Origin of the sequence: Asanoa sp. WMMD1127 (assembly GCF_029626225.1) — a bacterium.
In the GTDB taxonomy this organism is placed as follows: Bacteria; Actinomycetota; Actinomycetes; order Mycobacteriales; family Micromonosporaceae; genus Asanoa.
Map to the genome: position 1 here is coordinate 4884526 of NZ_JARUBP010000001.1, position 25981 is coordinate 4910506.

The following is a 25981-nucleotide window of genomic DNA, read 5'->3' on the forward strand; positions in this document are numbered from 1 at the left end:
CCCATCCTCGCGCATCACTCGCCGGCCAGCAGGTCCTCGAACGAGGTCCGGAGCGCGAACGGGTCCTCCGGCGTGGCCGGGGGGCGCCGGGCGACCTCGGCCGCCAGCTCCGCCGCCGCCTGCCGTACCCGCTGGTCCAGGCGCTCCGCGGCCTCGTCGCCACCCCAGTCCTCGGGCGCCGCGAACACGCCGGTCGGCATGACGATCGACCGGGTGTACGCGAACAGGGGCCGCATCGCGTGGTCCAGCGCGAGCGAGTGCCGCGCGGTGCCGCCGGTCGCGCCGATCAGCACCGGCTTGCCGGCCAGCGTGCCGTCGGGCAGCAGGTCGACGAACGACTTGAACAGCCCGCTGTACGACGCCGTGAAGATCGGTGACACCGCGATCAGCCCGTCGGCCCTCGCCACCGTCTCGACGACGCGCGCGAAGGCGCTGGCCGGGAACCCGGTGAGCAGGTTGTCGACGATCTCGTGGGCGTGGTCGCGCAGCTCGACCGTCTCGATCTTCGGCGTCACGCCGAGCCGGGTCAGCTCCTCGCCGGCCGCGGCCGCCAGCTTGTCCGCCAGCAGCCGGGTCGACGAGGGCTGACGCAGGCCACCCGAGACCACCGCCAGGGTGCGCTCGGTCATGCCGTCACCGGCGCCTCGCCCGCCGTGGCGGCCGCGGCCGCGGCGACCAGCGACTCGTGCGTGGGCGCGTCCGGCACGTCGGCCGGCCGGTTCTTGGCGAACTCCTTGCGCAGCACCGGCACGACCTCCTCGCCGAGCAGGTCGAGCTGCTCGAGCGCGGTCTTCAGCGGCAGGCCGGCGTGGTCGATCAGGAAGAGCTGCCGCTGGTAGTCGCCGACGTAGTCACGGAAGCCGAGCGTACGGTCGATGACCTGCTGCGGGCTGCCGACGGTCAGCGGCGTCTCGCGGGTGAAGTCCTCGAGCGACGGACCGTGCCCGTAGACCGGCGCGTTGTCGAAGTACGGCCGGAACTCCCGTACCGCGTCCTGCGAGTTCTTCCGCATGAAGACCTGGCCGCCGAGGCCGACGATGGCCTGCTCGGCCGAGCCGTGGCCGTAGTGCGCGTAGCGCTCCCGGTAGAGCCCGATCATCCGCTGGGTGTGCTCCTTCGGCCAGAAGATGTGGTTGGCGAAGAAGCCGTCACCGTAGAACGCGGCCTGCTCGGCGATCTCCGGGCTGCGGATCGAGCCGTGCCAGACGAACGGCGGCACGCCGTCGAGCGGGCGCGGCGTCGAGGTGAACGACTGCAAGGGGGTACGGAAGCGGCCCTTCCAGTCGACCACGTCCTCGCGCCACAGCTGCCGCAGCAGCGCGTAGTTCTCGATGGCCAGCGCGATCCCGTTGCGGATGTCCTGCCCGAACCACGGGTAGACCGGGCCGGTGTTGCCGCGTCCCATCATCAGGTCGACCCGGCCGTCGGCCAGGTGCTGCAGCATCGCGTAGTCCTCGGCGATCTTCACCGGGTCGTTGGTGGTGATCAGCGTGGTGGCGGTGGAGAGCAGCAGCCGCTCCGTCCGCGCCGCGATGTAGCCCAGCATGGTGGTCGGCGACGACGGCACGAACGGCGGGTTGTGGTGCTCGCCGGTCGCGAAGACGTCCAGGCCGACCTCCTCGGCCTTGAGCGCGAGGGCGACCATCGCCTTGATCCGGTCGCGCTCGCTGGGGGTCGTGCCGTTGGTCGGGTCCGGCGTCACGTCGCCGACGGTGAAGATCCCGAACTGCATGTCTGCACACCTCTCTTCGTCCGTCACCGACAACTTATTTGACGCGGCAACTATTCCGGAGGGGTCAGCGGAGAGGTCCGTCACCTTCGTCGTCAGGACCGTCGACCACGTGGATCGCGGCCTCCTCGGCGCTGGCGCCCCCGGCGTCGATCCCGGCGTCCCACGCTACCGAGTCGGCCTGCTCGTCCTCGCCGAAGCCCTCGTCGTCGGCGACCAGCCGGCCGGCGCGCGGGTCCTGCTCGTAGCCCCGGCGGCTGATCTCGTCCTCGTCGTCGGCCACCTCGGCGTACGGGTCGACGTCGGGCTCCTCCTGCGCCAGGTACTGCTCGAGCGACTCGCCGGCCCGCTCCTCGGCGGCCGTGGTGCCGAAGCGGTCGGCGCCGCTCCACCGGTCGGCCGGCGCGATGCCCACGTCCAGCGGGTCGGCGACGCGGTCGTCGTCGAGCGTGTCGGACGCGTCGAGGACCCCCTCGTCCTCCACCACCTCGTACTGCGGCTCCTGGCTCATGTTTCTCCCCCAACCTCGACTGGATCGGGTGTCAGCCTAAGGACCCGGCGCGCGGTGCCCGGTCGCGGTCCGGCCGTCGGCTAGCCTGCCCCCATGCCGAGGGTGATACGTCCGCTTCTGGGCTCAGTGCCCGGAATCGTGTGGTTGATCCTCGTCGCGCACCTCGCCGTCGTGCTCTGGCACACCGCGCTGTTCCCCAACTTCCGCTCCCCGGACGAGCGGCAGCACGTCGACCTGATCGCCGCCGTCCAGCGGGGCACCGCCTGGCCGTGGCCCGATCCGGGCCGGCTGCCGGTCGCCCAGGGCAGCGCGGCGGGTGGCTTCACCGAGGCCGACCGGATCGACCAACCGCTGGCGCTCGCGGAGCAGCCGTTGCCGCCCCGGGCGGACCGGCCGTCGTACGCCTCCGCCGGTGGCGCCGCGCCCGACCCGGACCAGCGGGCCAACCAGCTGGTCCAGCACCCGCCGCTCTACTACCTGCTCGGCGCCGCCGCCCTGGGGCCCGGCTGGGACCGGGTTCCGTTCGACCGCGCGTACCTGGCCCTGCGGTGGTGGAACGTGCTCTTCGCGGCCGCGTTGCCGCTGCTGCTCTGGGCGGTGGCGCGCCGGCTGGGGCTGCCCGATCCCGTGCCGGTGGCGGCCGCGCTGGTCCCGCTGGCGATCCCGGAGCTGACCCACACCGAGTCCGCGGTCAACAACGACAACCTGCTGGTGCTGCTGTTCGCCGTGCTCACCCTGCTGCTGGCCCGGGTGCTGACCGGCGACACCACCCGGCGCACCGCCCTGCTGGTCGGCGCGGTCGGCTCGCTCGCGTTGCTCACCAAGGGTTTCGCGTTGCTGACGCCGGTCTGGATCGGCCTGGCGTACGCCGTCCGCCGTGAACGGGCCGCGCTGCTCCCGCTCGCCGTCGCGTGGCTGGCCTGCCTGCCCGGGCTGGCCTGGTGGATCCGCAACCGGATCGTGTACGGGTCGGTGCAGCCACACGGTCGCTACACCGGTATTCCGGAGCTCCCCGCCCGCCACTCGTTCGCCGACGGCGGCCCGACCTGGCTGCTGCGCCTGCTCGAACGGGTGAACACCCTGTTCTTCGTGCACGACCAGACCGGTGACCGGCTGCACCACTGGCCGTGGAAGCTGGCGGTGGTGGCCGCGCTGCTGATCGCCGCCGGCATCGCCGTGACCCTGTTCCGCCGGGTGCTGCCGCGGGGCACCACGCTGGTGCTGCTCGCGCCGACCGTGCTCCTGCTGGCCATCGTGACCAAGGGCTCCTACGAGCAGTTCGCGGCCAGGCACAGCTACGCCGGCATGCAGGGCCGCTACCTCTACGGCGGCCTGGTCGGGTTGGCCGTGGTCGCGATGGCGGCCACCGCGCGCCTGCCGGACCGCTGGCGGCGCGCCACCCCGCTCGCGGTGCTGCTGTTCGCGGCGCTGATGCAGGCGGTCTACGTCGGATACACAGTGGACCTGTTCTGGACGCCGGCCGACGGTGACCGGGTGGCGGCGCTGGCCGCCATCGTCAGCTGGTACGCCTTCCCACCGGCCGTGCTCGGCCTCGTGGTCGCGACGCTCCTGGCCGCGTCCGCTGCGACGCTGGTGGGCACGGTTCGCCTCCTGACGCCTCGTGGCGGCTCGGCGCGCGGAGGGTGCGGGCGCTCAGGCCGTGGCGCGTTCGGCGGCGCTGACCGCGTTGCGGAACAGCATCGCCACCGTGGTCGGGCCGACACCGCCGACCCGGGGCGTGATCGCGCCCGCGACCTCGGCGACCGACTCGTCGACGTCGGGCAGCAGCCGCCGGCCCTCGTAGCGGACGCCGCCGCCGATGACCGTCGATCCTGGACGGACGTGCTCGGGCTGGATGATGCCGGGCACGCCGGCCGCCGCGATCAGGATCTCGGCCCGCTGGGTGTAGCGGGGCCAGTCCTTGACACCCGTGTGCACGACGGTGACCGCGGCGTTGGCGGTGGGCCGCTTCTGCGCGAGCAGCATCGCCAGCGGACGGCCGAGCGTGGCGCCACGGCCGAGGATGACCACCTCGCGGCCCGAGACCGGGATCTCGTGGAAGGCGAGCAGCGCCTCGATGCCGGCCGGGGTGCAGGGCAGCGGCCCCGGCAGGCCGAGCGCGAGCCGGCCCATGTTGACCGGGTGCATGCCGTCGACGTCCTTGTCGGGATCCATGACGGCGAGGGCCTGGTCGTAGTCGAGGTGGCCGGGCACCGGGTGCTGCACGAGCAGCCCGTGCACGGCCGGGTCGCCGCTGAACTCGGCGATCACCCGTTCGAGCTCGGCCTGGGTGGTGTCGGCCGGCAGGTGCGCGTGCGGCGAGACGAAACCGAGGTCGGCCGCCTGCCGCTGCTTGATCCGGATGTAGCCGGCGCTGGCGTCGTCGTCACCGACCAGGATTGTGGCCAGGGCCGGCGTGACGCCCTTGTCGCGCAGCACGCGTACCCGGTCGGAGACGTCGGCCAGGATGCTCTCGGCGACCGGACCACCGGGCAGAAGACGCGCGGACATGCTTGATCCCCCCTCGACCGAGGGCACCCAGGCGGTCGATGCCCACGGGCGGGCTCCCCGATGGTCGATGCCATCCCGTGCCGCCAGTCGCGCTCCACTCCCAATATGCCCTATCTCCGGTCGAGCGTCCGCCGGAGGGTGGCCACCGCGGGCGCGATCTCGCCGTCGGCGAGGTTGCCGTAGCCGAGGACCAGCACGGGGGCCGGACGGGTGGACGGCTCGGCCCGGTAGGCGTCCAGCGCGACCAGCTGCAGCCCGGCCCGGGCGGCGCGGCGGACCACCGCTGCGGTGTCGGTGCCGTCCGGCAGGCGCAGCAGCACGTGCAGGCCGGCGGCGGTGCCCTCCAGCCGGCCCTCCGGGATCGCCTCGCGCAGGGCGGCCAGCAGCAGGTCGCGGCGGGTGCGGAAGCGGCGGCGGGCGGCGCGGAGGTGGGCGTCGTACCAGCCGCGGTCCACGAAGGTGGCCAGGGCCAGCTGGTCGAGCACGGGCGGGGCGGTGGCCACCGGGTCGGCGGCCGCGGTCAGCCGGCCCGGCGCCAGCAGCCAGCCGAGCCCGAGGGCGGGGGAGAGGGTCTTGCTGACCGAGCCGAGCAGGGCCACCCGGCCGGGGTCGAGGCCCTGCATCGCGGCGATCGGCCGCCGGTCGTAGCGGAACTCGGCGTCGTAGTCGTCCTCCACCACGAAGCCGTCGACGGCGCGGGCCCAGCGCACCAGCGCCGCCCGGCGGGCGGGAGAGAGCACCACGCCGCTGGGGAACTGGTGCGCGGCGCCGGTGACGACCGCGCGTACGCCCGCCAGCGCGTCGACCCGCAGGCCCTCGTGGTCGAGCGGCACCGCGCGCACGTGGAGGCCGGCGCCGGCGAGGGCCGCCCGGACCCGCGGCCAGCCCGGCTCCTCGACCGCGACCGCGTCGACGCCGAGCCGGCGCAGCGCCCGGGCCACCCGGGTCAGGCCGTCGGTGATGCCGGCGCAGATCGTGACCGTGTCGGCCCTGGCCACCGCGCCGCGAGACCGCTGGAGGTATTCCGCGATGGTCCGCCGGGCCCGCGGGTGGCCGCGCGGGTCGGGCAGGCCGAGGTCCGCGACCGAGACGTCGCCCGTGACGGCCGCCACGCTGTCGGCCCACCGGCGCCGGGGGAAGGCGCGCAGATCGGGCAGGCCCGGCGCCAGGTCTAAGCGGGGCGCGGGGGTCTTCGCCCGTTGGCGGGGCGGGCGGCGGTTCCCGGCGGGCGGGTCGTCGGGAACCCAGGCGACGCGGGTCGCCGACCCGACGCGGGCGGCCAGGTAGCCCTCGGTGACCAGCTGCCCGTACGCCTCGGTGACCACCCAGCGCGAGCAGCCGAGCTCCTCGGCCAGCGCCCGGCTGGGCGGGACGGCGGACCCGGTGGGCAGCCGGCCGGACCGGATCGCGCCGCGCAGGGCCCGGGCCAGCCGCTGGTGGGTGGGACCGGCGCCGGAGAGGTCGAGCAACGTCGCCCACGCAGAATTGGTCTGGGAATCCGCCACGACATTGGAGCGTACGGCCTGACCGATCGTCACTAGCGTCGAAGCCATGATGGATCAGCTGGTACTCGGAGCGATGATGTTCGGCACGACCACCGACGAGCGGCGTGCCTTCGCGATCCTCGACCGGTTCGTCGACGCGGGCGGCCGGTGGATCGACACGGCGAACTGCTACGCGTTCTGGGCCGACGAGAGCGGCTTCGGCGGGCAGAGCGAGGCGCTGCTCGGCCGCTGGCTCGCCCGCCGCCCGGGGGTGCGCGACCGGGTCTCGATCGCCACCAAGGTCGGCTGCGAGCCGCTGGAGGCGAACCGGTTCCCGGAGACGGCCGAGGGGCTCGGCGCGCAGACGATCAAGACCGCGATCGAGGGCAGCCTGCGCCGGCTCGGCACCGACCGGGTCGAGATGTACTGGGCGCACCGCGACACCCGGCGCACCCCGGTCGAGGAGACCGTCGCCGCGTTCGGCGAGCTCGTGTCGGCCGGGCTGGTCGGGCGGCTCGGCTGCTCCAACTTCGCGACGTGGCGGCTCGAGCGGTCACGGCGGGCGGCGGCGGACGCGGGCGTGGCCGGCTACACGGCGGTGCAGCAGCACGCGACCTACCTGCAGCCGCGGCCCGGCACCCGCCCGACGGTGGTGCACCGGTTCGGCTTCCTCTCCGACGAACTGGTCTCCTATGTGGAGAGCCACGACGACATGGAGATCTGGTCCTACACGCCGCTGCTGTCCGGCGCCTACACCCGACCCGACAAGCCACTGGCGCCGGAGTACGACCACCCGGGCACCGTGCGCCGGCTGGCCGCCCTCGACGCCGTGGCCGCCGAGACCGGCACGACCCGCAACCACGTCGTGCTGGCCTGGCTGACCGGCGGCTGCCCGGCGATCAAGCCGATCGTCGGTCCCAGCACGGTCGCCCAGCTCGACGACGCGATCGCCGCGATGCCCCTGCGGTTGACGGCGGCGCAGCGGTCCCTTCTGGACAGTGCGGCCTAGTAGGTGCTGACGCCGTAGGTGGTGGCGGCCGCGCGGGCCGAGGCGTAGTAGCTGGTGCCGCCGGTCGTGCAGGAGCCGCTGCCGCCCGAGGTGATGCCGATGCCGACAGTGGCGGCGAACAGGGGGCCGCCACTGTCGCCGGGCTGGCTGCAGATCGTGGTGCGGATCAGCCCGGTGACGGTGCCGTCGGCGTAGTTGACGGTCACGTTCAACGCCGTGACGGTGCCGGAGCGCACGCCGCTCGGGCCGCTGCGGTGGACCCGCTGCCCGACCGTGCCGGGCCCGAACGAGGTGATCGGTTGCAGGCCAGGGTAGGTGTTGACGGCGCTCGGCTTGGCGATCGTCGCGTTGGTGTAGCGGACCAGGGCGGTGTCGCGGCTCGGGGTCACGGCGGCGACCACGCCCAGCGGGACGGTGGCGGCGGCATCCGCGTGGACGCTGGCGCCGACCGCGCCGACGCAGTGCCGCGACGTGATGGCGGCGGTGACGGCGAGGACGCGGGCTAGGCGCATATCGATGACTATCCCTGAATGGGCCGTCGTCCGGCAACCCTTTCGGCAGCATCGGTGCTACTTCTGCTGGGTTCGACGGAAGTTCTGTCGCATCGAAGTTTAGATATGGACAGACGAACGGAAGACCCCTACCGTGTGCGCAACGCGGTGACCCGCGTCGATCCCCCCTTCGCTTTGTCCCTCTCCCGTCCCGGAGGAACAATGAGCAGACAATTACGTCCCTTGTCCTGGTTCGCGGCGGCCGGCCTGCTCGTCGGGGGCCTGCTGATGGCGCCGACCACCGCCACGGCCGCCCCGCCTCCCCAGGAGCCCGGCGTCACCCTGCGGGTCTTCGACGTGCAGGTGCCGCTCAACGAGATCTGTGACCTGAAACCGGGCCAGACGCCCAATGTGGACAAGCTGATGCCCACGATCAACTGGACGACGACCGCCGACTTCGGCGGGTTCAGCGACAACTTCGTCAGCCAGGTGATCGGCAACATCAACATCGCCACCGCCGGCAGCTACACGTTCCGGTTGACCAGCGACGACGGCTCCCGGTTGCTGATCGACAACGCCGTCGTCATCGACCATGACGGGCTGCACAGCGCCCAGCCGCCCAAGGAAGGCACGGTCAACCTCACCACCGGCTACCACTCGCTGCGGATCGACCACTTCGAGCGCAGCGTCGACCAGCAGATCACGCTGGACTGGCGTACGCCCGGCTCGTCGTCGTTCGTCCTCGTGCCCAACAGCGTGCTCTCCACGGACGCCGGCGTCGTGCGGGTGACCGCGCCCGGCCGCAAGGAGTGCGAGGGCGTCACCGACGCGCCCGGCGACGGTCTGCCGCTCACCGGCGTGCACCCCAACTACACGCTGACCAACCTGCGGCCCACCGGCTTCCAGCCGCAGGTGTCCGCGATGGACTGGCTGCCCGACGGCCGGCTGGCCATCACCACGTGGGGCGGCACCGACAACGTGCTCGGCGAGGTCTACCTGCTGTCCAACGTGCAGACCGCGACGTCCCCGTCGCAGGTGACCTATCAACGGATCGCCACCGGGCTGCGCGAGCCGATGGGCATCAAGTACGTCGACGGCAAGCTCTACGTGTCGGAGAAGCACCGGTTGACCGAGCTCAACGACACCAACGGCGACTGGGTGACCGACAACTACCGGCAGGTGGCGACCTGGCCGTGGGGCGGCAACTTCCACGAGTTCGCCTTCGGGCTGCTCTACCAGGCGCCGTACTTCTACCTGAACCTGTCGATCTCCATCAACTACGGCGGCGCCACGACCAACCCGCAGCCTGCGCCCAACCGGGGCAGCACGATCCGGGTCGACAAGAACACCGGCGCGGTGCACTACGTGGCGGGCGGCCTGCGTACGCCCGACGGCATCGGTTGGGGTCCCGAGGGTGGCATCTTCGTCACCGACAACCAGGGTGACTGGCTGCCGTCGTCGAAGCTGGTGCACATCAAGCAGGACCGGTTCTTCAACCTCTACATGAACCCGGCGGGGCCGTTCCAGAGCCAGCCGGTGACCCAGCCGGTGCTGTGGATGCCGCAGAACGAGATCGCGAACTCGCCGAGCACGCCGGTGATGGTCCAATCAGGACCGTTCGCCGGGCAGATGCTGATCGGCGACGTGACCTACGGCGGCCTCCAGCGGGCGTTCCTGGAGAAGATCAACGGTGAGTACCAGGGCGCGCTGTTCCGGCACACCCAGGGCCTCGAGATGGGCGTGCTGCGCACGTCGATCGGTCCCAACGGCGCCATCTACGTCGGTGGCCTCGGCGCGGACGGCAACTGGGGCCAGGCCGGCAAGCTGAAGTACGGCCTGCAGAAGCTGACCCCCAACGGCGGCAACGCGTTCGACATCCTGGCGATGCGGGCGGTGGCCGGCGGCTTCGAACTGGAATACACGCAGCCGCTGTCGGCCGCGACGCTCGCCTCGCTGGCCACGAAGTTCACGGTCAAACAGTGGCGCTACGTGCCGACGCAGAACTACGGCGGCCCGAAGGTCGACGAGCAGACGCTGTCGGTGACCTCCGCCACCGCGTCGGCCGACGGCAAGAAGGTGACGCTGAAGATCAACGGCCTCCAGGCCGGCCGTGTGGTGTACGTGCGCTCGCCGCGTCCGTTCACCGCCGCCAACGGTCAGGAGCTGTGGAGCACGGAGGCCTGGTACACGCTCAACGCGCTCGTCGGCGGCCCGCAGCAGCCGGGCGGCGTGCTCGAGGCCGAGTCGGCGGTGCTGAGCGGTGGGGCGTCGGTCGCCAACGACCACCTGAACTACACGGGTTCGGGCTTCGTCGCCGGCTACGGCACCCAGGGCGCCACGACCACTTTCTCGGTGTCGGCGGCGGCCGCGGGCTCCCACAACGTGAACCTGCGCTACTCCAACGGCCCCGACGGCGGCACGGGCACCAAGACGGTGTCGCTCTACGTCAACGGCGCCAAGGTGCGGCAGGTCGCCCTGCCGACCACCAACAACTGGGACACGTGGGCGATGAAGACCGACGCGGTCAACCTCAACGCGGGGACGAACACGATCGCGTACAAGGTCGATCCTGGCGACATCGGGCACGTGAACCTGGATCACATCACGGTCACGGGCGGCCCGTCGACGGTCAACCTGGCGCTCAACAAGCCGGCGACGTCGGACAGCTCGTGCAACGCCAACGAGGGCGCGGCCAAGGCCGTCAACGGCAGCGTCACCGGTGGCAACACCGACAAGTGGTGCTCGCTGGGTTCGTCGAAGTGGATGCAGGTCGACCTCGGCGCGGCCACCTCGGTGAGCCGGGTGGTGCTCAAGCACGCGGCGACCGGTGGTGAGAACGCGGCGTGGAACACCCGCGACTTCACCGTCCAGGTGTCGACAAACGGCACCTCGTGGACGACGGTGGCGACGGTCACGGGCAACACGGCCGCGACCACGACCCACACGTTCACGGCGGTCCAGGCACGCTACGTCCGGCTCAACGTGCAGACTCCGGCCAGCGACGGCAACGGGGCGGCCCGGATCTACGAGCTCGAGGTCTACGCCTCGGCGTCGGGCCCGACGCGGACGGTGCTCTTCGACGGCACCGCGGCGTCGATGACCGCGAACTGGCAGCACACCGACGGCCGCAACCCGACCTGGACCATCACGGGCGGCGGCATGCAGGTCAACGGCGGTGACATCCGCACGCGGCAGAGCTACGGGGACTACAAGCTGCACGTGGAGTTCTGGTTGCCGTTGTACGGTCCGGACGTGACCGGCCAGGCGCGCGCCAACAGCGGCGTCTACCAGCAGGACCGCTACGAGCTGCAGGTGCTGGACTCGTTCGGCGACACGTCGCTCGGCAACGACGAAGCGGCGGCCATCTACCAGAAGAAGGCGGCGGACACGAACGCGGCGACCGCACCGGAAACCTGGCAGACCTACGACATCACCTTCCGCGCGGCCCGCTTCAACGGCACGACGAAGACCGAGGACGCCCGGATGACGGTGGTCTGGAACGGCGTCACGGTGCACAACAACGTAGCGGTCAACGGACCCACCGGCGGCGGCGCCGCCGAAGCCAACACCCCGGGCCCGATCCGCCTGCAGGACCACACGAACCCGGTCCGCTACCGCAACATCTGGATCGAACCGATGTAACGGGACGCTCGGGCGCCGGTTCCGTGAAAGGGCCGGCGCCCGACCGTCAACGAGGGGCGAGCGCCCAACACGTGATGTTGAAGACGGCCGACTGGCGTTCGGCGTCGTAGTCGACGAACTCCAGGATCGCGACGCGACCCTCGTCGGTCTTCACGCAGATGGCCACCGAGGACGCGAGGTCGACCGCATCGACCGGACGCGTGCTGGGGATGGCCTGGCGACACCCCTCATAGGACACCGCGTAGACCCCGTCCGTCACCGTCGCCCGGTCGACGACCGATACGGTGACCGAAGCTTGCGCCGCTTCCAGTTGGCTGGCGCGCATCGACAGGTCGGCGCCCTTCTTCGGGTTCGCGGCACGCGTCGACGTGTCGTCGATGTCGATCGACTCGCCGTCGGCGATGGAGTGGCGCTGGCAGTCGTGTACCCGCCGTGCCGGTTCCGACTTGTATGGCTTGATCTCACACGCGCCCGGATTGGCCACTTCGGTGGTCTGTCGGTTGGCCGAGCCGAACGCGAAGCCGCCGAGGGCCGCAAGCAGCGTCGCACCCCAGACGAAGAACGTAATTGTGCGATGGCTTCTCCAGTAGAGCAGCGCCGAAGCGCCCACCGGCAGCGCGACCAACCCGCCGCACAGGACCCATTGGGTCGGTCCGAACTCCTCTGACTGGATCACGTCGAGGATCTGCAGGAAGTCCGCCGCGACGCCGAGGACGGCGATCAAGGCGAAGGCCGCGGCCAGATGTCCGGTCACCTGCCGCAGGCGTTCCGCCGCCGCGGTTGCCGGATCGGTCTGCGTCGACGTCGCCTGACCGCCGTTGGGCGGCGGGGACTGCATAGGTATCTGCGACCCACCCGAATTGGTGGCTCGGGTCAACTCTTGTTCCAGACCGTGAGGCGGACGCTCGCCTGGTCGCTCCCGGCCGTGACCGTCTCCGGCTGGATGATGCCGATGCGACCTTCGTCGGACCGGACACAGATCGTGTGCCCGGGCAGTTGCGACAGGCTCAACCAATAGCTCTTCGGGAGGAGATCCGAACCGCATTTGCGGAACGTCGGTTGCTCGTCGGGATCCAACACGACGAACCAGGACCGCTCGCCGGCGGTGAGGATGCCTCGATCAGCAATCACGTCCGCGGATCGCTCGGCGTCGGGGGGATAGTCGAGATCCAGGCCGCGGTTGCGGAGTTCGACCTTCTCGCAGTCGACGAGCAGCGCGGGGTCCGTCTCGACCACCCTGATCTCGGCGCAGATGCCGTTCTCGCCGACCCCGGCGACGCCGTATGCGGGTGCGTAGGCAGGAGCGCTCGCGGACGTCCGTGGTGCCCGAGCCTCCTCGGTGTGGTTGGCGATGCGGGCGACCCAGTAGCCGGTCAGCGTCATCAGGACAGCAGCGAGTGCGGCGCCGAGGCTCGTCCATTCCTGACGGGTCGCGAACGTGCCTTGCCTGCCGTTGAGCGAACTCACTTCCCAGCCTCGGTTCTGATCATCCAAAAAGGTGCGAACGCCATGTTAACCGGCGTTCCATGGTCGAATCCGTCGTGGGTCGGACAGCTGAACGAGCCTTCACTCGTTGGGGTCAATTGATGGCGGTGAGCGGATATCGTTGCTGCCGTGGTGCCGGAGCGGTGGTCCGAGCGGGACGCGTACGAGGCCTATATGGGCCGATGGAGTCGGCGTGTCGCGCCGTTGTTCCTGCGGTGGTTGACCGCGCCGGTCGGGCTCTCGTGGGTCGACGTCGGGTGCGGGACCGGGGCGTTGAGCGGCGCCGTCGTCGCGGGCGCTGCGCCCGTCGAGGTGACCGGGGTCGACAGTTCACCCGCGTTCGTGACCGCGGCCGCCGAGCGGGTGGGTGATCCGCGGGCCCGTTTTCGGGTCGGTGACGCCCGTGAGCTTCCGCTCGCCGATCACGCCGTCGGCATCGCGGTCAGTGGGTTGGCGCTCAACTTCGTGCCCGAGCCCGCGCGGGCCGTCGCCGAGATGGCGCGGGTGACCGCGCCCGGTGGGACGGTCGCCGCCTATGTCTGGGACTACGGCGACGGGATGGAGATGCTGCGATATTTCTGGACCGCCGCCACCACGGTCGACGCCGCCGCGCCGGACGAGCTCGACCGGTTCTCGGCCGTGTGCCGGCCCGATCCGCTCCGGACAATGTGGACCGGCGCCGGGCTGCAAGGGGTCACCGTCGACGCCGTCTCCATTCCGACGACGTTCACCTCGTTCGACGACTACTGGACGCCCTTTCTCGGTGGTCAGGGGCCTGCGCCGGGGTTCGTCGCCCGGCTCGAGCCCGTCGACCGCAACCGGCTCCGCGACCTCCTGCGCTCCCGGCTCCCGGCCGCTCCCGACGGCTCGATCAGGCTCACCGCCCGCGCCTGGACCGTGCGCGGTACGACCCCGGCCTGACTGTCCGGAACGCGGCTGCACCGGCCGGAGCTGTCGCGCGAGGCGATCCGGCTGACCCGGATGGTGCACCGGCTGCGCCCCGACGATCCGGAGGTGGCCGGCCTGCTCGCGCTGATGCTGCCCGCGCGGCCGCCGACGGCGAGCTCGTGCCGCTGGCCGAGCAGGACCGCACCCGGTGGGACCGCGGCATGATCGCCGAGGGCACCGCGCTCGTGGACGCGGCGTTCGGGCGCGGCGCGGTGGGGGAGTACCAGCTCCAGGCCGCGATCGCCGCCCTGCACGGCCGGGCCGACCGCGCGGCCGACACCGACTGGCCACAGATCCGCGCGCTGTACGGCGTGCTCGAACGGATGACCGGCAGTCCCGTGGTCGCGCTCAACCACGCGGTGGCGACCGCGATGGTCGACGGGCCGCGGGTCGGCCTGGCCCGGTTGGCCCCGCTGGACGAGCGGCTCCCGGGCCACCAGCGGCTGCACGCGGTCCGCGCGCACCTGCACGAACTGGCCGGCGACGAGGCCGCCGCGCTCGACCACTACCGGGCCGCCGCGGCCCGCGCGACCAGTGCCGCGGAGCAGGGCTACCTCACCCTGCGGGCGGCCCGATTGGCTCGGCGCGCCGGTTCGTGAGCGGCGGCGAAATCGGATCAAATGGAGACACGACGCCCCGCCGGCGTCGCGGTAACGAACGGGGGCGGTGCGGATGCAGGCGAACGGCGCGGCGAGCGATCTCCGCTGGGTCTACCGGCCACCTCGCGGCCGCCGCTCACCCGAGTCCACCCTCGCCGGCGCCCCGGTCTTCGGCGTCAGCGCCGCCGACGCGGCAGGCCTGGTCGACGTCATCCTCGCCGACGGCACCCGCCTGACCGCGCCGGCCGCCGACGTGGTCGCCGAACCGATCTAGCGGACGCGTACGTCTCCCCGGCGGGGGTACAGACGCGGCATGGGAGTCCTCGTCGCCGGTGCTTTTCGGCTGCTCGCGCGGGTGCGGCGCGGGCGGGCCGTGCATCCGAAAGGTGGCACGCACGATGCGACCGTGACCACCGTCGGCGGTCGTCGCCTCGGAGTGGCGTTGTTCGACGAGCCCCGTGAGTACGCGGCCCTGGTGCGGCTCTCCCGCGGCGCCGGGTTGCCGCGCGGGTGGCCGGACGTCCTGGGGGTCGCGGTGCGCATCCGCGACGGTGGCGGGCCGGGGCGCGACCTGGACCTGCTGTTCTCGACCGCCGCCGGGGCCGTGCCGCTGCTGCGGCAGGTGCCGTTTCCGCGGCGGTCGCCCGTGACGTTCTACAGCAGCGTCGCCGGCTATCGGACCGCGCGGGGCCGGTACTACCTGGCCGCGCTGCCCTGGCCCGGCGTCGGGCCCGAGCAAGGGTTCCGGATCGCGGCGGCGCGGCGGTTCGGCCGGTGGCGGACCGTGGCGCTGGTGACGCTGGGCGCGCCGGTGCCCGCGGCGGTGGATCGGGCGGTCGGCTTCGACGCCGTCCGCCACGCGGCGCCGGGGCTCGACCCCGACGGCTGGCTGTGGGGAGTGCGGCGGGCGGCGTACGGGGGCAGTCGTCGCGGCCGGGACCCCGTGGCGCCCGTCGAGGACGAGCCGGGTGACGCCCCGACCCGGTGGCGCGTCCGGCCGGTAACGCGAAACCGGTGATGGCCGCCGGGATTGCCCCGGATAATCCCATTGTGATGATCGGGCTACCGTGGGAGGTCACCCCGACGCTCGCGGTCGGGCCGGACCAATCGGTGCTGGGCGCCGGTCGGCACGCCTGGGTGAGCGAGGTCGCGGACCCGGACGGCGCCGTGCGCGATCTCACCGCCCGGTCCGGCGTCACGCCGGAGGTGGTCGCGGTCGACCTGCATCCCGCCGCGGCGCACGCCGTCCGCGGGCTGGGCCTGCCGATCCGCGCGGTGGGTCGGCACCACGCGCTGGTCGCGGCCGTCCTGGCGGCCCACGGGCTCGGCCCGGACGACCAGGTGATCGGGTTCGCGTTCGACGGCGGCGGCTACGGTCCGGACGGCGCCACCTGGGGCGGCGAGGTGCTGGTGGCCGGCTACAAGGGCTTCCGCCGCTTCGCCCACCTCGACTACGTGCGCTGCGCCGGCGCGACCGCCGGCCGGCCGCACCGGGCCGCGCTGGCGCACCTGCACCACGCGGGCGTGCCCTGGGACCTGGATCTGGCGCCGGTGCGCGCCTGCTCGACCCGCGAACGCCGCGTCCTGGCCCGCCAGCTGGAAACCGGCTACGGCTGCGCCACCACCTCCAGCGCCGGCCTCCTCCTCGCCGCCATCCGCTCCCTCCTCGGCCTCCCCGACGATGTCATCGCTCGAACGGGCCCCGGCGGTGCGCGCCCCTATGCGGTCCGCGGGCTCGACCCGGCGCAGCTGGTGCGGGCCGTCGTAGCGGATCTCCGCGACGGTCGGGGCGAGGCCGAGATCGTCGCTCGCGTCGACGCGACCGTCGTCGCGCTGGTCGCCGACGAGGCGCGGCGGTGTGCGGAGGAGACCGGGTTGCGGACCGTCGTCCTGGCCGGCGACGTGTTCGACGACCAGGTCGCAGCCGCGGTCACGGCCGAGCTGACGGGGCTCACGGTGCTGGCTGGGCCGTCGTCGCCGGCGTTGGGGCGGTTGCTGTGCGCAGCGGCCGGATGAAGACCGCCAGCAAGGACGTGCCCACGACGCACGTCAGGCCGCCGATCGCCATGGCCGCGCCGCCCGTGGTCACCGAGGCGACCAGGCCCGCGCGGAGGTTGCCCAGCTCCGGGCCCGCAACGCCGACCACGTGTTCCAGGGCGGCCACCCGCCCCAGGTAACCGTCCGGTGTGGACGACTGCACGACCGTGCCACGGGCGACCACCGCCCACGTGTCCGCCGCGCCGGCCACCGCCAGGCAGGCCAGCACCGCGGGAAGGGAGCCGACGAGGCCTGCGGCGCCCAGCGCGAGACCCCAGATCCCGCCGCACGCCAGCAGCACCACGCCGGGTCGGCGGCGGCGCGTCGACAGTCCGGAGAGGACGGACGCGATCGCGCCGCCGACGCCGATGGCGGTCAGGAACAGGCCCAGGCTCGCCGGCGATCCATTGAAGCGCTCCTGGTTGACCACCGGGAACAGCGCCACCGGCATGGCCAGCAGTGTGGCGCAGAGGTCCGCGAGCAGCGCGCCGGCGACCGGGCGGGTGCGCACCGCGAACCGGATCCCGTCGGCCACCGCCCGCAGGCCCGCGCCGCCGCCGGGCGTGCCGGTGACCCGGGGGAGGCCGGCGATCCCGGCCAGCGCCGCGCCGAAGGAGACCGCGTCCACCACGAAGCACGCGGTCGGGCCGGACAGGGCCGTGAGCAGGCCGGCGGCCGCTGGGCCGAGCAGCATCGCCAGTTGGAACGACAGGTGGTTGAGGGCCAGCCCGGCGGCCAGCCGCTCGGGTGGGAGCAGCACGGGGGTGAAGGCGCGCAGCGCCGGGTACGCGAGGGCGGCCAGCGCCGAGTGCACCGCCGACAGCGCCAGCATCACCCCGACCGGGCTGGCCGTCGCCGCCGTGACCGCCATCAGCAGGCTGGTCGCCAACAGGCCCCAGGTCGCGCCGCTGGCCAGGCGGCGCCGGTCGACGTGGTCGACGAACGCGCTGCCGAGCAGCGCCACCGTGACCAGCGGAACCGCGGAGACCAGGCCGAGCAGGCCGACCAGCGCGGGGTTGTGGGTGCGGTCCCAGACGTAGAAGACGACGGCGAAGCCGCCGAACTGCCCGCCGAAGCCCGACAGCGTGCTGCCGAGCCAGAGCCGGCGGAACGTGGGATGGTCGCGCAGCGGACGCAGGTCGGCGAGCGCGCCCCTCACAGTTGGAAGTTGGCGCGCAGCCGGTCCCGGAACGACCGCCGCTCCAACGCCCGCCGGATGTCCTCGACCACAGTGGACAACGCGTACGGCAGCTCCGCGTCGAGCTGGCGCACCGTCGCCTCGGTGGCCCGCCACTCCGCGGCGAGGAACGGCACGAGCTCGCGGCCGCGGTCGGACAGCCGGATCCGTCGGGTGCGGCCGTCGACGTTGGGCGCGTCGTCGACCAGCCCGGCCCGGCGCATCGCGGCCACGGTCTGGCTCATCGCGGAGTGCGTGACGGCGATCCGGTCGGCCAGCTCCTGGATCGACTGAGGCTCCTGCCGGGAGAGCTGGATCATCGGCCCGACGAACCGCGTACGCACGTCCCCGATGCCGGCCTCGGCGTAGAGCTCGGCGATCTCCCGGTCCATGCCGTGCAGGAGGGCCCAGACCGGTCCCCAGTGACTGCTGTCGAGAAGGTCCACGACGTACGATGTAACAGCACTTATATAAGCACTGTCAAACTCGCTGTGGTCCTATCCTGGGCGGCATGGCGCCACTGATGATCAGACCCGGCGTGGAGATTCCCGAAGCCGAGCTGCGCTGGCGCTTCTCCCGCTCCTCCGGCCCGGGCGGTCAAGGGGTGAACACCTCCGACTCGCGGGTCGAGCTCTCCTGGGATCTCGAGGCCACCACCGCTCTCGGCCCCGTGCTCAAGGACCGCGCCCGGGAGCGGCTGGCCAACCGCCTGGTCGACGGCGTGCTCACGATCGCCGCGTCCGAGCATCGGGCCCAGCTGCGCAACCGCGAGGCGGCCCTCGCCCGGCTGGCGGCCCTGGTCGCCGGGGCGATCGCGGCCCCACCGCCACCACGCCGGGCGACCAAGCCGTCGCGCGGCGCGAAGGAACGGCGGATCGCGGCCAAGAAACGCCGCGGCGAGGTCAAGCGCCTCCGGCGACCGGACGAGGGCGGTTGACCCGCAGCCGTGACAGGATCGCCTCATGAACGACAGCGTGCGGGCGGTCGAGGGCTGGGTCGTCGTCGGTCTCGACAACGGCGGCAACGCCAACAACGCGACCGTGGTCGACTCGGCCGGCGGTTTCCTGGTCGACGGGCTGCTGGAGAGCCCGAGCCGGGTCAAGGAGGGTCCCGTCGTCGCCGTCGAGGCGCTGGCCGAGGCCTTCGACAACGTGCTGACCCACACCCGCGTCCCGCGCGCGGCGGTACGCAGCGTCGGGCTGGACACACCCGGCCCCGCCAGCGCGACCGGCGTGATCTCGGCGAAGGGCTCGACCAACTTCGTCGACCCGGCCTGGCGCGGCTTCGACGTGCGCGGCGCGCTGGAGGAGCGGCTGGGCCTGCCGGTCGTCTACAACAACGACGGCAACGCGGCGGCGCTCTACGCCCACCACGTCCACTTCGGACTCCTGGGCGCCACCCGGTCGTCGGTGTCGGCGATCGTCGGCACCGGGCTGGGCGGGGGAGTGATCGAGGCCGGCCGGATCGTCTCCGGCGCGGCCGGCATGGCCGGCGAGCTGGGCCACGTGCATATCCCGATGCGGGGGCTGCTCGACGGCGACCAGCCGATCCCCAGCTGCAACTGCGGCTTCGAGGGTGACGCCGAGAGCATCGCCTCGCTGACCGGCATCGAGCGCAACCTGCTGCCGTACTGGTTGGCCCAGCACCCCGACCACCCCCTGGCCGCGGAGGCGTCGCCGGCCACGGCGGCCAAGCTGGTCCGCGGGCTCGGCGAGGCCGGCGACCCGCTGGCCCGCGCCATCTTCGAGCAGCAGGCGATGGCGATCGGCCGGCTGTTCACGATCGCGGCCAACTTCACCGACCCCGACGCCTACTTCGTGGGCGGCGGCGTCGTGCAGGCCTCCGCGGAGTTCGGGCAGTGGTTCCTCGACCGGGTCCGGCACCACACCCAGCTCCGCGACGAGCAGCGCCGGGTCGCGACGTTCGCGCTGGTGCCCGACCTCGACATGGCCGGCGCCCGGGGGGCCGCCCTGGCCGCCCGGCAGGCGGTGCCGCGCGACACCATCTGAGATGCGATGATCCCGAGGTGATCAGCGTCGAGGAACGCGGTGCGGTGTCGGTCGTACGGATCGAGAACGGTCCGGTCAACGTGCTCGACCTGGAGACCCTGCGCGAGCTGACGTCGACGCTCGCGGGGCTGGAGCGGGCGCCGGCCCTGGTGGTCACCGGCGCGGGCCGGGCGTTCTCGGCCGGCGTCGACCTGAAGCGGCTGGTCGAGGGCGGCGAGACCTACACGCGGGAGTTCCTGCTCGCCCTCGGCGGCGTGTTCCAGGCGGTGTTCGACCACCCCCGGCCGCTCGTCGCGGCGGTCAACGGCCACGCGATCGCCGGCGGCTGCGTGATCGCCGCCGGCTGCGACTACCGCTTCATGTCGGCCGGCACGATCGGCGTCACCGAGCTGCTGGTCGGCGTGCCGTTCCCGGGGGCGGCCCTGGAGGCGATCCGGTTCGTGCTCGGGCCACGCACGGCGTCGCTCGTGCTCACCGGCCGCACGCTGGCCCCCGCGGACGCGCAGGCCGTCGGCCTGGTCGACGAGGTGGTCGCGCCGGCCGACCTGCTCGACGCGGCGGTGGCCCGGGCAGAGGCGTTCGCGGCGATCCCGGCGGCCAGCTTCACGATGACCAAGGTGGCGCTGCGCGCCGACGCCAGCCGCCTGATGGCCGGCGGCTCCATCGACGAGATCATCGACGCCTGGACCAGCCCACCCGTCCGCGAAGCCATCACCGCCTACCTGACCCGCCTGGCCAACCGCGCGTAGCTCCGCCGGCCTTGCCCGCGGCGGGCCCTGCCCTGCGTGGCGGGTCCTGCCTGTGTGGCGGCCCTGCCCTGCGTGGCGGGCTTTGTCCCGCGTGGCGGGCCTTGCCCTGCGGCGGGCTTTCCCCCGGCAGGCCTCCCCCCGCCTCGCCCCCGGGGGGGAAAGCCTCCGGGGGGAAAGCCTCCGCCACCGCCCGGCGGCCCCTTCGCCAGGCGGCCCGTGCCGCCCGGCTGGCGGGTCGCTGGATCTCGGGCGTGTCGCTGTAGCCGGAGGGTGGTTGTTCGGGCGCACATGCCAAAGCATGTGCGCACATGCTTTGGCATGTCGGCTCCGGGAGTGACCCACGGCGGACCCGGCAAGCGCAGCGAAGCGGAGCGGACCCTGGCGGGAGCGACGGTCGCGCCCACCGCGAGCCCGAGCAGGGTCAGAGCTCTTTCACGATCCCGCCCACCGCGAGCCCGAGCAGGGTCAGAGCTCTTTCACGATCCCGCCCAGGGGTTGTAGTCGACTTCCAAGGGCTCCTGGTCCGGGCGCTCCGCTTCGGGGACGTGTTGGAGGTTGACGCGGATGCGGTACCAGATGGAGCTGCGGCCGCGCATGCCGTCGACCAGGATGTCGGCGGGTTGCAGGTAGCCGACGATCGCGGCGTGGCGGGCCTTCCAGCGGTCGAGGGCGGCCAGGGACTCGTGCTTGGTCTTCGAGCGGGCGATCTCGATCAGTGGCCGGGTCTGTAGGCGGCGGCCCTCGCCCTTGGGGGGTTTCTCAGCCGGGCCCAGGCGTTTGGCCAGGTCGAGCAGGGGTTCGAGAGAGCCGCGGGCGTGTTCGATGCCCGTCCAGGCGTCGCCGCGTTCGGCCCAGCGGGTGAGCACGGTGGTCAGGGTGAAGTCGGCGGGCCGGCAGTCGGGAACCTCGTCCCAGGTCAGCGGCGTCGACACGCGGGCGTCGGGGAGGGGGCGCACCGAGTAGGCCGACGCGACCGTGCGGTCCTTGGCGTTCTGGTTGAAGTCGACGAAGACGCCCTCGCGCTCCTCTTTCCACCAGCGGGCGGTGGCCAGGTCGGGGACCCGGATCTCGACCTCGCGCGCCACGGTCTCGGCGGCCAGCCGCACCTCGCGGTAGGTCCAGTGTGGATCGATGCGGGCGTAGATGTGGAAGCCGCGCGAGCCCGAGGTCTTGGGCCAGGCGGTGAGGCCGTGCTCTTCGAGCACCTCGCGGGCGACCAGGGCGACGTCGACGATCTGCCCCCACTCGACGCCGGGCATCGGGTCGAGGTCGACCCGCAGCTCGTCGGGATGGTCGAGGTCCTCGGCGCGCACGGGGTGTGGGTTGAGGTCGATGCACCCGAGGTTGACCACCCAGGCGAGCCCGGCCGCGTCGCGGACCACGGTCTCCTCGGCGGACGTGCCGCGCGCGTAGCGCAGCTCGACCGTGTCGATCCAGTCGGGCCGCTTGGCCGGCGTGCGCTTCTGCCAGATCGCCTCTTCGGAAAGGCCCTTGACGAAGCGCTTGAGCACCATGGGCCGGCCCTCGACGCCGCGCAGCGCGCCCTCGGCCACGGTCAGGTAGTAGCGGACCAGGTCGAGCTTCGTGTGGCCGGCCTCGGGGAACACCACCCGGTCGGGGTTGGTGATCGTCACCTCGCGCCCACCGACCTCCAGCTTTTCAGACGCCACAGGCCCACCCTAGCTAGGTCACGTCGGGGTCGACGGCGATCAGGACCTTGCCGACCGCGCCGCCTTCGACAGCGTCGTGGGCCGCGGCGGTGTCGTCGAGCGGGAAGACCGTGGTGGGCGGGGGCGTGAGGAGGTTGGCGGCCAGGGCCGCGGTGAGGTCGGCGGCCGCCTGCCGGAACGCCTCGTCGGGCATCGTGTAGAGCAGCACGAAGCGCAGCAGCAGGTTGCGGTTCATCAGCTCCCGGACGGGCAGCTCGGCCGGCCGCGGCTCGGCGGCGTAGCTGGCGATCACCGCGTTCGGCGCGGCGACGTCGAGGTCGAGGCGCAGGTTGCTGGCCAGCGCCACCTCGACGAACCGGTCGACGCCCTCGGGCGCGATCGCGCGGATCTGGTCGGCCGCGTCGGGCGACCGGTAGTTGACCACGTGCGGCGCGCCGGCCTCGCGGGCGAGCGTGGCCTTGGCGTCGCCGGAGACGGTGCTGATCACCGTGGCGCCGGCGGCGACGGCCTGCTGGATCGCGTAGCGGCCGACCGCGCCCGCGCCGCCGGCCACCAGCACAGTGCGGCCGTCGAGCGGGCCGTCGGCGAAAAGGCACCGGTGCGCGGTCACGCCCGGGACGCCCAGGCTGGCGCCGAGCGCCATGGACGCGTTGTCGGGCAGCGGGATCGCCTGGTCGGACGGCAGCACGGTGAACTGCGCGGCGGTGCCCCACGGCCGGCCGTGGGCGGCCAGGTAGAGCCAGACCCGCTGGCCGATGCGGCCGGGGTCGACGCCCGGGCCGACCTCGTCGACGACGCCGGCGCCGTCCATGTTGGGCACCTGGAGATGGGCTGACCGGTTCTGCGGGACCGCGCCCGAGCGGGCCTTCCAGTCGGTCGGGTTGACGGCCGAGTAGGCGACCCGCACCCGCACCTCGCCGGGGCCGGGACTCGGCGTGTCCACCTCTTCGATCCGCAGCACCTCGGCGGCGGGGCCGTGGTCGCGGTAGACGACTGCGCGCATGGTCGCCAGCTTAACGATATGCCCAGACATCCATTGACTTGAATAGTAAAGTTTCCTAAGCTTTTGCCACCTCGAGGCCCATCGGCGGGACACCCACCGCCGCCCCACCAGCGCGCCCTCCGCACGACTCCACGCACATCGCCCGTGCCTCGAAAGGTCCGACCATGACCAAGAGACTCGCCGCGGCCGCGTTCGCCGCCGTGACCGCGGTGGCCGCCGGAACGCTCGCCGTGCTGGCCGCACCGTCGCCCGCCCAGGCCGCCGTGCTGCCCAACGGTTTCAAGAGCGTCGGCTACATGCCCTCCTGGGCCGGCAGCGCCGGCAACATCCAATATTCGAAGCTGACCCACATCAACTACTCGTTCGTGCTGCCCACCGCCGGTGGCGGACTGACCGCCGTCGACAACCCGAGCAAGCTCCAGCAGATCGTCAGCTCCGGCCACGCCGCCAACACCAAGGTGCTGATCGCGATCGGCGGCTGGAACGACGGCAACGACTCCGGTTTCGAGCAGATGGCCGCCAACGCCGGCGCTCGTAACACATTCGTCACCAACGTGGTCAACCTGGTCAACCAGTACAACCTTGACGGTGTCGACATCGACTGGGAATACCCCGACCCGGGCACCTCCGGCAACAACTTCACGACACTGATGTCGCAGCTCAGCTCGGCCATGCACAGCCGCGGCAAGCTGCTCACCGCCGCGGTCGTCTCCGGCGGCGGCACCGCGCAGGGTGTGCAGCCGGCCGTCTTCGGGATGGTCGACTTCCTCAACATCATGACGTACGACGGTGGCTCGCCCCACGCCAACTACAACTGGACGATCAGCAGCATCAACGAGTGGAAGTCCCGCGGGCTGCCGGCCAGCAAGGCGGTCGTCGGCGTGCCGTTCTACAGCCGGCCGGGCGGCATCCCGTACAACCAGATCATCGCGCAGAACCCGGCGTTCGCGAACCAGGACTGCGCGACGATCAACGGCGTCCAGCAGTGCTACAACGGCCTGCCGACCGTGCGCGCCAAGACGCAGTGGGCGATGGCCAACGCCGGCGGGATCATGAACTGGGAGCTGTCCCAGGACCCCAACAACGCCAACTCACTGGTCAGCGCGATCTATTCGGTGGCGACCGGTGGCAGCAACCCGAACCCGCCGACCGGGCGCACCGGGCGGATCACCGGCCTGGCCGGCAAGTGCGTCGACGTCGCGGCGGCCAGCACGGCCAACGGCACCGCGGTGCAGCTCTACACCTGCAACGGCACCAACGCCCAGACCTGGACGGTCAGCTCCGACGGGACGCTGCGGGCGCTGGGCAAGTGCATGGACGTCGCCAGCGGCTCGACCGCCAACGGGGCCAACGTGCAGCTGTGGGACTGCAACGGCTCCGGCGCGCAGGTCTGGCAGGCGCAGTCCAACCAGACGCTGCGTAACCCGCAGTCCAACAAGTGCCTCGACGTGCGCGACAACAGCAGCGCCGACGGGGCGCGCCTGCAGATCTGGGACTGCTTCGCCGGCGCCAACCAGCGCTGGGTGCTTCCCTGACGAAGATCCGGCATCGGGTACGGCGGGAGCACCCTCCCGCCGCACCCGATGCGTCAGCTCAGCGGACCGCGGCGGCCAGCGCCTCGCGGGCGCCGTCGGCGTCGCGGTTCGCGCCGTACACCGGCGTGCCGGGCTCCTGACGCCAGCTCTCGTCGAGCGAACCGGTGTCGACGGGATCGAACCCGAGCTGGTCGATCAGCTCCGCGACGACCTGCTTGGCGTTGGCGTCGTCGCCGGCCAGCGGCAGGGCGATGCGGCCCGGCGTGCCGGCCGGCTGCCCGGCCGCACCGAGCGGCTTCCAGTTGATCGTGTTGAACGCCTTGACGACGCGCGCGCCCGTCAGGTGGTCGGCCGCCCAGCGCGACGAGGCGGTCCCGCCGTCGATCGCCGCGATCTGCCCGTCCCGCTGCGGGTAGTAGTTGTTGGTGTCGACGACGACCTTCCCGGCGAACGCGTCGCCCGGCAGGTCAGGCACCGCCCTGGTCGGAATGGAGATGACGACCAGGTCGTGGTCGGCCGCCTGCGCGACCGTGCCCACGCTGACCCCGGGCTCGGCGGCCAGCTCGTCCAGCGTGTGCGGGCCGCGGGAGTTGGCCACCACCACGCGGTGACCCAGTGCGCCGAGCCGCCGGGCAAGGGTGCCGCCGATCAGACCGGCGCCGATTATTCCGATATCCATATGAACGGGAACGCGTACGGCGGCGATGATCTTCCCGGGTTATCCGGTTCGTTCCGTGGGTAGGTGGCGGCCATGACCACCGAACCGACCTATCCGCCGATGGAAGAGAGCAACGAGGCGACTCGGGACGAGCTTCGGGTCGCGCGGGAACAGGGTGACGCCTACGGGCACGCGATCGGCGCGATGGCCGACGAGGACGGCGCGGCGACCGCCCGGGCCGGCGACTATCTCGTGGCGCTCGTCAACGAAGAGGCCGAGGGCATGTACATGCTCGACGACGGCGTGCTGGTCTGGCGCGAGGCGGCCCCCGACGCCAACGTGCACCTGGAGGTCGCGGTGGCCGACGCCGGCGACGGCCGGTTCGTGCCGGGCCTGCGGGTGCACGTCGACGTCGAGCGCGCCGGGAAGCCGATCCTGACCAACGTCGAGCTGCCGTTCCTGTGGCATCCGTTCCTCTACCACTACGGCGGCAACGCCAAGGTGCCCGACGCGGGGCCGTTCGAGGTGACGGTCCGCATCGCGGCGCCGACGTTCATGCGGCACGATCCGGTCAACGGCAAGCGGTACGACTCCCGGGTCGACGTGCGCTTCGAGAACGTGACGTTCGCCAACGGTCGCAAGGAGAGCCCGGAGGCGTCGCCGCGCGGGGCGGACGCGCCGACCGCGGGATAATTCCGGTGCCGGCCGGGCCGGGCGTAGCTAGGGTTGGCGCC

General features: G+C 72.4%; 26 protein-coding genes and 1 pseudogene. 12 read left to right on the top strand and 15 right to left on the bottom strand.

Annotation, left to right across the window (positions count from 1 at the left end; all coding sequences use genetic code 11):
• Positions 1-14 precede the first annotated feature (14 nt).
• The 7 genes from O7635_RS23375 to O7635_RS23400 all read right to left on the bottom strand — a co-directional run bounded on the left by O7635_RS23375 (position 15) and on the right by O7635_RS23400 (position 6256).
• Positions 15-629: a CE1759 family FMN reductase gene (locus tag O7635_RS23375; RefSeq protein WP_278082597.1), complete on the bottom strand. Its 615-nt coding sequence runs from the start codon at positions 627-629 to the stop codon at positions 15-17.
• Positions 626-1732, bottom strand: a complete 1107-nt coding sequence (locus O7635_RS23380; RefSeq protein ID WP_278082598.1) for an LLM class flavin-dependent oxidoreductase — start codon at positions 1730-1732, stop codon at positions 626-628. Before O7635_RS23380 ends, O7635_RS23375 begins: the two co-directional genes overlap by 4 nt.
• 64 nt (positions 1733-1796) lie before the next feature.
• Positions 1797-2240 carry a DUF5709 domain-containing protein gene (locus O7635_RS23385; RefSeq protein WP_278082599.1) on the bottom strand — a complete coding sequence of 148 codons (444 nt, stop codon included), beginning with the start codon at positions 2238-2240 and terminating at the stop codon, positions 1797-1799.
• 123 nt (positions 2241-2363) lie between these two features.
• Positions 2364-3362 (bottom strand): hypothetical protein, encoded by a 999-nt coding sequence (locus tag O7635_RS38150; RefSeq protein WP_347405299.1) that lies wholly within the window; start codon positions 3360-3362, stop codon positions 2364-2366.
• Positions 3363-3682: 320 nt separating this feature from the next.
• The gene (locus O7635_RS38155) at positions 3683-3841 is read right to left on the bottom strand and encodes a hypothetical protein (protein ID WP_347405300.1); all 159 of its coding nucleotides are present in this window, start codon (positions 3839-3841) and stop codon (positions 3683-3685) included.
• 52 nt (positions 3842-3893) lie between these two features.
• Positions 3894-4751 (bottom strand): tetrahydrofolate dehydrogenase/cyclohydrolase catalytic domain-containing protein, encoded by an 858-nt coding sequence (locus O7635_RS23395; protein WP_278085561.1) that lies wholly within the window; start codon positions 4749-4751, stop codon positions 3894-3896.
• A gap of 110 nt (positions 4752-4861) precedes the next feature.
• On the bottom strand, positions 4862-6256 hold the full coding sequence (locus O7635_RS23400; RefSeq protein ID WP_278082600.1) for a PLP-dependent aminotransferase family protein: 1395 nt from the start codon (positions 6254-6256) through the stop codon (positions 4862-4864).
• A gap of 46 nt (positions 6257-6302) precedes the next feature.
• Between O7635_RS23400 and O7635_RS23405 the strand changes: the two genes are divergently transcribed.
• Complete coding sequence (locus O7635_RS23405) at positions 6303-7244, top strand: aldo/keto reductase (protein WP_278082601.1); 942 nt, start codon at positions 6303-6305, stop codon at positions 7242-7244.
• Here the strand turns inward: O7635_RS23405 and O7635_RS23410 are convergent.
• Positions 7241-7768 (bottom strand): S1 family peptidase, encoded by a 528-nt coding sequence (locus tag O7635_RS23410; RefSeq protein WP_347405341.1) that lies wholly within the window; start codon positions 7766-7768, stop codon positions 7241-7243. The two genes, O7635_RS23405 and O7635_RS23410, sit on opposite strands and share 4 nt — an antisense overlap.
• A gap of 210 nt (positions 7769-7978) precedes the next feature.
• Between O7635_RS23410 and O7635_RS23415 the strand changes: the two genes are divergently transcribed.
• Positions 7979-11377 (top strand): family 16 glycoside hydrolase, encoded by a 3399-nt coding sequence (locus O7635_RS23415; RefSeq protein ID WP_278082603.1) that lies wholly within the window; start codon positions 7979-7981, stop codon positions 11375-11377.
• A gap of 46 nt (positions 11378-11423) precedes the next feature.
• Here the strand turns inward: O7635_RS23415 and O7635_RS23420 are convergent, their stop codons facing one another.
• Positions 11424-12215: a hypothetical protein gene (locus O7635_RS23420; protein ID WP_278082604.1), complete on the bottom strand. Its 792-nt coding sequence runs from the start codon at positions 12213-12215 to the stop codon at positions 11424-11426.
• A gap of 35 nt (positions 12216-12250) precedes the next feature.
• Positions 12251-12871 carry a hypothetical protein gene (locus O7635_RS23425; protein WP_278082605.1) on the bottom strand — a complete coding sequence of 207 codons (621 nt, stop codon included), beginning with the start codon at positions 12869-12871 and terminating at the stop codon, positions 12251-12253.
• A gap of 120 nt (positions 12872-12991) precedes the next feature.
• On the opposite strand from O7635_RS23425, the gene O7635_RS23430 reads away from it, so the two are divergent.
• The 5 genes and pseudogenes from O7635_RS23430 to O7635_RS23450 all read left to right on the top strand — a co-directional run bounded on the left by O7635_RS23430 (position 12992) and on the right by O7635_RS23450 (position 16425).
• The gene (locus tag O7635_RS23430; protein WP_278082606.1) at positions 12992-13783 is read left to right on the top strand and encodes a class I SAM-dependent methyltransferase; all 792 of its coding nucleotides are present in this window, start codon (positions 12992-12994) and stop codon (positions 13781-13783) included.
• 3 nt (positions 13784-13786) lie between these two features.
• Positions 13787-14409 (top strand): annotated as a pseudogene (locus O7635_RS23435) (DUF6596 domain-containing protein); the annotation flags it as partial.
• A gap of 67 nt (positions 14410-14476) precedes the next feature.
• A complete protein-coding gene (locus O7635_RS23440; protein ID WP_278082607.1) occupies positions 14477-14683 on the top strand; it encodes a hypothetical protein in 207 nt (68 codons plus the stop codon).
• A gap of 132 nt (positions 14684-14815) precedes the next feature.
• Entirely contained in the window at positions 14816-15427 is a 612-nt protein-coding gene (locus O7635_RS23445) for a hypothetical protein (protein WP_278082608.1), read from the top strand.
• A gap of 35 nt (positions 15428-15462) precedes the next feature.
• Positions 15463-16425: a hypothetical protein gene (locus tag O7635_RS23450; protein ID WP_278082609.1), complete on the top strand. Its 963-nt coding sequence runs from the start codon at positions 15463-15465 to the stop codon at positions 16423-16425.
• Here the strand turns inward: O7635_RS23450 and O7635_RS23455 are convergent.
• Together O7635_RS23455 and O7635_RS23460 are read right to left on the bottom strand one after the other, a co-directional pair.
• The gene (locus O7635_RS23455; protein WP_278082610.1) at positions 16361-17605 is read right to left on the bottom strand and encodes an MFS transporter; all 1245 of its coding nucleotides are present in this window, start codon (positions 17603-17605) and stop codon (positions 16361-16363) included. The genes O7635_RS23450 and O7635_RS23455 overlap by 65 nt on opposite strands.
• Complete coding sequence (locus O7635_RS23460) at positions 17602-18069, bottom strand: MarR family transcriptional regulator (protein WP_278082611.1); 468 nt, start codon at positions 18067-18069, stop codon at positions 17602-17604. Before O7635_RS23460 ends, O7635_RS23455 begins: the two co-directional genes overlap by 4 nt.
• A gap of 65 nt (positions 18070-18134) precedes the next feature.
• Here O7635_RS23460 and arfB point away from each other — a divergent pair, with 65 nt between their 5' ends.
• From arfB to O7635_RS23475, 3 genes are read left to right on the top strand one after another with little or no spacing between them, the layout of a single operon-like run.
• Positions 18135-18560, top strand: coding sequence for an alternative ribosome rescue aminoacyl-tRNA hydrolase ArfB (arfB, locus tag O7635_RS23465; protein ID WP_278082612.1), 426 nt, complete (start codon positions 18135-18137; stop codon positions 18558-18560).
• Between the two features lie 25 nt (positions 18561-18585).
• Positions 18586-19632, top strand: a complete 1047-nt coding sequence (locus O7635_RS23470; protein WP_278082613.1) for an ROK family protein — start codon at positions 18586-18588, stop codon at positions 19630-19632.
• A 17-nt stretch (positions 19633-19649) separates the two neighbouring features.
• A complete protein-coding gene (locus tag O7635_RS23475) occupies positions 19650-20381 on the top strand; it encodes an enoyl-CoA hydratase/isomerase family protein (protein WP_278082614.1) in 732 nt (243 codons plus the stop codon).
• Positions 20382-20857: 476 nt separating this feature from the next.
• Here O7635_RS23475 and O7635_RS23480 read toward each other — a convergent pair whose 3' ends face one another.
• Together O7635_RS23480 and O7635_RS23485 are read right to left on the bottom strand one after the other, a co-directional pair.
• The gene (locus O7635_RS23480) at positions 20858-22051 is read right to left on the bottom strand and encodes a DNA polymerase domain-containing protein (protein ID WP_278082615.1); all 1194 of its coding nucleotides are present in this window, start codon (positions 22049-22051) and stop codon (positions 20858-20860) included.
• 13 nt (positions 22052-22064) lie between these two features.
• Positions 22065-23054, bottom strand: a complete 990-nt coding sequence (locus O7635_RS23485; RefSeq protein WP_278082616.1) for an NADPH:quinone reductase — start codon at positions 23052-23054, stop codon at positions 22065-22067.
• A gap of 164 nt (positions 23055-23218) precedes the next feature.
• Here O7635_RS23485 and O7635_RS23490 point away from each other — a divergent pair, with 164 nt between their 5' ends.
• On the top strand, positions 23219-24589 hold the full coding sequence (locus tag O7635_RS23490) for a glycosyl hydrolase family 18 protein (protein ID WP_278082617.1): 1371 nt from the start codon (positions 23219-23221) through the stop codon (positions 24587-24589).
• 58 nt (positions 24590-24647) lie between these two features.
• Here the strand turns inward: O7635_RS23490 and O7635_RS23495 are convergent, their stop codons facing one another.
• Entirely contained in the window at positions 24648-25268 is a 621-nt protein-coding gene (locus O7635_RS23495) for an NAD(P)-binding domain-containing protein (RefSeq protein WP_278082618.1), read from the bottom strand.
• Between the two features lie 72 nt (positions 25269-25340).
• Here O7635_RS23495 and O7635_RS23500 point away from each other — a divergent pair, with 72 nt between their 5' ends.
• The gene (locus O7635_RS23500) at positions 25341-25940 is read left to right on the top strand and encodes an iron transporter (protein WP_278082619.1); all 600 of its coding nucleotides are present in this window, start codon (positions 25341-25343) and stop codon (positions 25938-25940) included.
• The last annotated feature ends 41 nt before the right edge of the window (positions 25941-25981 follow it).